Origin of the sequence: Vibrio sp. HS-50-1, assembly GCF_024747315.1 — a bacterium.
GTDB classification, from domain to species: Bacteria; Pseudomonadota; Gammaproteobacteria; order Enterobacterales; family Vibrionaceae; genus Vibrio; species Vibrio diabolicus.
On the sequence record NZ_JAMPZF010000046.1, the window covers coordinates 1 to 3,576 of the forward strand.

6 protein-coding genes are annotated in these 3,576 nt (G+C 40.3%); all 6 read left to right on the plus strand.

Translation table 11 applies throughout. The features are described from left to right. The first annotated feature begins 66 nt into the window (after nucleotides 1-66). The gene (locus tag NDJ01_RS19305; protein ID WP_021823391.1) at nucleotides 67-525 is read left to right on the plus strand and encodes a hypothetical protein; all 459 of its coding nucleotides are present in this window, start codon (nucleotides 67-69) and stop codon (nucleotides 523-525) included. Between the two features lie 148 nt (nucleotides 526-673). Next, nucleotides 674-1,021 carry a hypothetical protein gene (locus NDJ01_RS19310; RefSeq protein ID WP_031781294.1) on the plus strand — a complete coding sequence of 116 codons (348 nt, stop codon included), beginning with the start codon at nucleotides 674-676 and terminating at the stop codon, nucleotides 1,019-1,021. Between the two features lie 134 nt (nucleotides 1,022-1,155). Then, nucleotides 1,156-1,494, plus strand: coding sequence for a hypothetical protein (locus tag NDJ01_RS19320; protein WP_258587162.1), 339 nt, complete (start codon nucleotides 1,156-1,158; stop codon nucleotides 1,492-1,494). Between the two features lie 162 nt (nucleotides 1,495-1,656). Beyond that, complete coding sequence (locus NDJ01_RS19330) at nucleotides 1,657-2,253, plus strand: hypothetical protein (protein WP_258587164.1); 597 nt, start codon at nucleotides 1,657-1,659, stop codon at nucleotides 2,251-2,253. A gap of 134 nt (nucleotides 2,254-2,387) precedes the next feature. Beyond that, complete coding sequence (locus tag NDJ01_RS19340; protein ID WP_258587165.1) at nucleotides 2,388-2,999, plus strand: hypothetical protein; 612 nt, start codon at nucleotides 2,388-2,390, stop codon at nucleotides 2,997-2,999. Nucleotides 3,000-3,154: 155 nt separating this feature from the next. Beyond that, the coding region (locus NDJ01_RS19345) for an N-acetyltransferase (RefSeq protein WP_258587166.1) at nucleotides 3,155-3,576 on the plus strand (422 nt) is incomplete at its 3' end.

Here is a 3,576-nt window from a genome sequence, read left to right on the forward strand (position 1 = left end):
TGTTTAGGTCTTGATACATTGAAGGTATAATAGGTATTGCATATCATAAAATTACTGAGGTAAACAATGAACATCATAGATACGATTACAGCTTGGCCAGTAATTGTACAAGGGGCTCTTGGTTCAGCATTATTCGCGATCACATCTTTCTTAGGGCAAAAAATAGTGAGATTTTTCTTTTCTAAATGGGAAAAGTATAGTCGTACAAATAATGAGGTTCTAGCTAGCCAGAAAGTAGCACTAATTGGTGCCTATATCGATAACGATAGGAACGAACTTTCTAATGTTCTAACTTTGATGATGTTCAGTTCCTTTCATTACATCATGAAAGCGGTTCTCTTTGTTGCTTTTGGCTTAGTTGCTGAATCATTGTTGCCTGCTTTTGGACTCGCAGGCTATTTTATTGGCTTCATTTATCTTTTCAAAGCGATGACCTACTCACCACATTTGGCATTTTTAGATAAGCACACAGAAGAAGAGTTGAAAGAAATCAAAGAACAACTAGCTGCTGAAGTAAACAACTAACAAAGCATTTAAGAGTGATTCACAACGCTTGGCATTTTTGGTGTCATCGTTGGGTTTTGTGTTTACGGTGGTATGTTTAGGTTTCGTGGTAGCGTTGCTCACACCTTAATGCGGCGTTATGCGCTCGCAGAAATGGAGATAATCAATCATGGAAGATTTAGCTAATTCGTTAAGAAGTTCTGGCCTAAAAGTCAAAATTAAAAAAGGAAAAATTGCAGTTCGGCTTGACGGGCTTTCAAATCCGGTTTCGATAATAAAAGATATACCTGATGATGAGTATAAAGTGAAAACTAATGATTCGATTCTATCGATAATTGCCTGTCTTTTGCTATTTATTGGTCTGTCAGGTATTTATGAGTTTAGTGGTAATGCTTTGATAAATATTGCACTTATCTCCGTTTCTATATTGTCTTTTGTTACAGTGTTACTTACAGAGTTTAAGCTGACTAAATTACGCGCTACTGTAGTTGCGTTCAATCGTGGAGAACGCGCATAACAAATTGTTCAAGAGTGATTCGGCACGCGTGGCATTTTTACTATGCGTTGGTTTTAGTGGTTAGGTGGCATGCGGGGGCTTTGGTATTGCGTGCCTCACACCTTAACAAGGCGTTAGGCGACTAGGAGATAATATTGGCTAAAGTAACTAGAATCCAAGCAGGGCAGTACTCGGTGGATGATGGACGGTTTATCGTAAAACAAGGTTCGGGCTGGTTTGTGCTTGATGCTAACGGTTCTCATGACTTCGGACCTGTACCAACACTAGCGTCAGCGAAACAATACGTTGAGTCGGGAACTACACCGTTAGGGCAGCATAATTTGTCCACGAAACACGGCAGAAGACAAAGTAAAAAAGAGTTCAATTCATATCTAGCGTCTGAAGCCAAAAATGGAAATCCGATGCCTGCAATTTTGTGGTTTATTGTTCTTTTTATATTTTGCGGCGTTGTATTCGCTGTTCGAGGTTATTAGGTTGCTAAAAGTCATCGCCTAACAAATTGTTCAAGAGTGATTCGGCACGCGTGGCATTTTTACTATGCGTTAGTTTTTGTGGTTAAGGCAGTATGCGGCAGCTTAGGTATTGCGTGCCTCACACCTTAACAAGGCGTTAAGTTTCATTGGAGTTCAGGTGGAATGGATAAAGAAGTAAAAGCGTCATGGGAAAGATTCCTCAATCCAGTGTCGCTCAAGAACAATATAATCACGGCTTCTGTACACTCGATGGCATTCGAGATGCTAAAAAGTAGTATCGAAGATAAAATTAGAGAGTTCTTTACAAATGGCTTTGATGAAAACGGCCCACTTGTTAGCGATGATTATAAGCTCAAAGTTTTAAAGCTAAACCGTAGTCGAACTTATGCTTCACTTTTATGGTTAAAGCAACATGACGCTATTGATGACGCTGATATTGAAGTATATGAGCGTATTAAACGTCATCGTAATGAACTGACGCATGAACTATTTAAGTTCGCTTCCCAAGGCTGCGACTTTGATGTGGCAAAAAGCTTTGATGATATGGTGGGCTTATTGCGGAAGATAGAAATTTGGTGGTTTGTAAACCTAGAAATGGCCATCGACCCTGAGAGTTATCCTGCTGACTTAGACTTAGACTTAGATGAAGTCGTTCCAGGACGTTTGTGGAGCTTGCAAATGCTTATCAGCACCGCTTTGGGCTCTGAAGAGGATGCAATGAAATTCTACAATGAGTTTGTGCAGCAAACTGAAACTTAACAAACTGTTTAAGAGTGATTCGCAACGCGTGGCATTTTTACTATGCGTTGTGTTTGGTGTTTAAGGTGGTATGCGGCGGCATCGGTATTGCGTTGCTCACACCTTAACAGGGCGTTATGCTCTAAGAGAAAAGTATGGACATATTTAGCTTTTATGTGACTTTGAGAAAACAAATTATTGAGGTCATCACTGGTACAGATGATGCGGAGGGTAGCCTGTTTTGGGATGACACCACTCCCAACTGGCTGACTAAGCAAAAACTTCAAGATATATATAATCATCACTTCGGGGTCATTAGCAAAGATCTTGGAGTTTATGTCGTAGAGCGCCATTTCATAGACAATTGTCCAAATGACGAATTGCATGGTGATTGGTTCCCTGAAATAGACAACGCTGGCATCGGAATAACGCATGACAATGACGACTATACATGGACTCACATTCACCCGTTTGAGGGGGAAAAATGGTGTCACTGTCCTTGTCACCCTAATAATTCTGAAACCTATCACCGCGTAATGGAAACGGTCGTATATGACAACACAAGAGACCACAACTTCGATCTTGAAGAGTTACTGAATATTCTAGGTGAAATATTGGTAGCTATTGACTGTGCAGAAGATGGGCGTCCTCGTTCTGCTATCAGAGAAAATCTCTTGTGTGCGGTCATCCGTATAAACGATCAATTGCTTCCACAGAAAATGGATGACTATATTAAGGAAAACATAGGTAAACTGGCACGAGCATAACAAAGCATTTAAGAGTGATTCCCAACGCTTGGCATTTTTCATTCCATCGTTGGGTTTTGTGTTTACGGTGGTATGGTTAAGTTTCGTGGTAGCGTTGCTCACACCTTAATGCGGCGTTATATTGTCCCGATAAATTCGGCTATTGAGAGCTTTAAATGATAAGAAAGTACAACGAAAATGACATGGATTCAGTTCTTGAAATTTGGCTTAAAGCGTCAGTTACAGCTCACGATTTCATTTCGGCTGAGTTTTGGGAATCTCAAGTAGAAAACATGCGTAGCTTCTACATTCCAGCTTCAGAAACTTACGTTTACGAAGCTGAGTCGAAAGTAGTCGGGTTTTACGCACTATATGAAAATAGCCTAGCTGCAATATTTGTCTCTCCTGAGCTTCAAGGTAAAGGCATTGGGAAGCAACTATTGAGTCATGCTAAAACTCAGCGGGCGGAATTAAATCTTTCTGTATACAAGGAAAATCAGGCTAGCTATCTATTCTATTTATCTCAAGGCTTTAAAGTCGTGAGTGAACAATTGGATGAGCACACAGGACATCCAGAATACACAATGAGTTCGGGCAT

What these genes read in the sequence shown, in the direction of transcription:
- NDJ01_RS19340 (WP_258587165.1), top strand. Translation starts at nt 2,388, where the DNA reads ATGGACATATTTAGCTTTTATGTGACTTTGAGAAAACAAATTATTGAG.
- NDJ01_RS19310 (WP_031781294.1), top strand. Translation starts at nt 674, where the DNA reads ATGGAAGATTTAGCTAATTCGTTAAGAAGTTCTGGCCTAAAAGTCAAA.
- NDJ01_RS19330 (WP_258587164.1), top strand. Translation starts at nt 1,657, where the DNA reads ATGGATAAAGAAGTAAAAGCGTCATGGGAAAGATTCCTCAATCCAGTG.
- NDJ01_RS19305 (WP_021823391.1), top strand. Translation starts at nt 67, where the DNA reads ATGAACATCATAGATACGATTACAGCTTGGCCAGTAATTGTACAAGGG.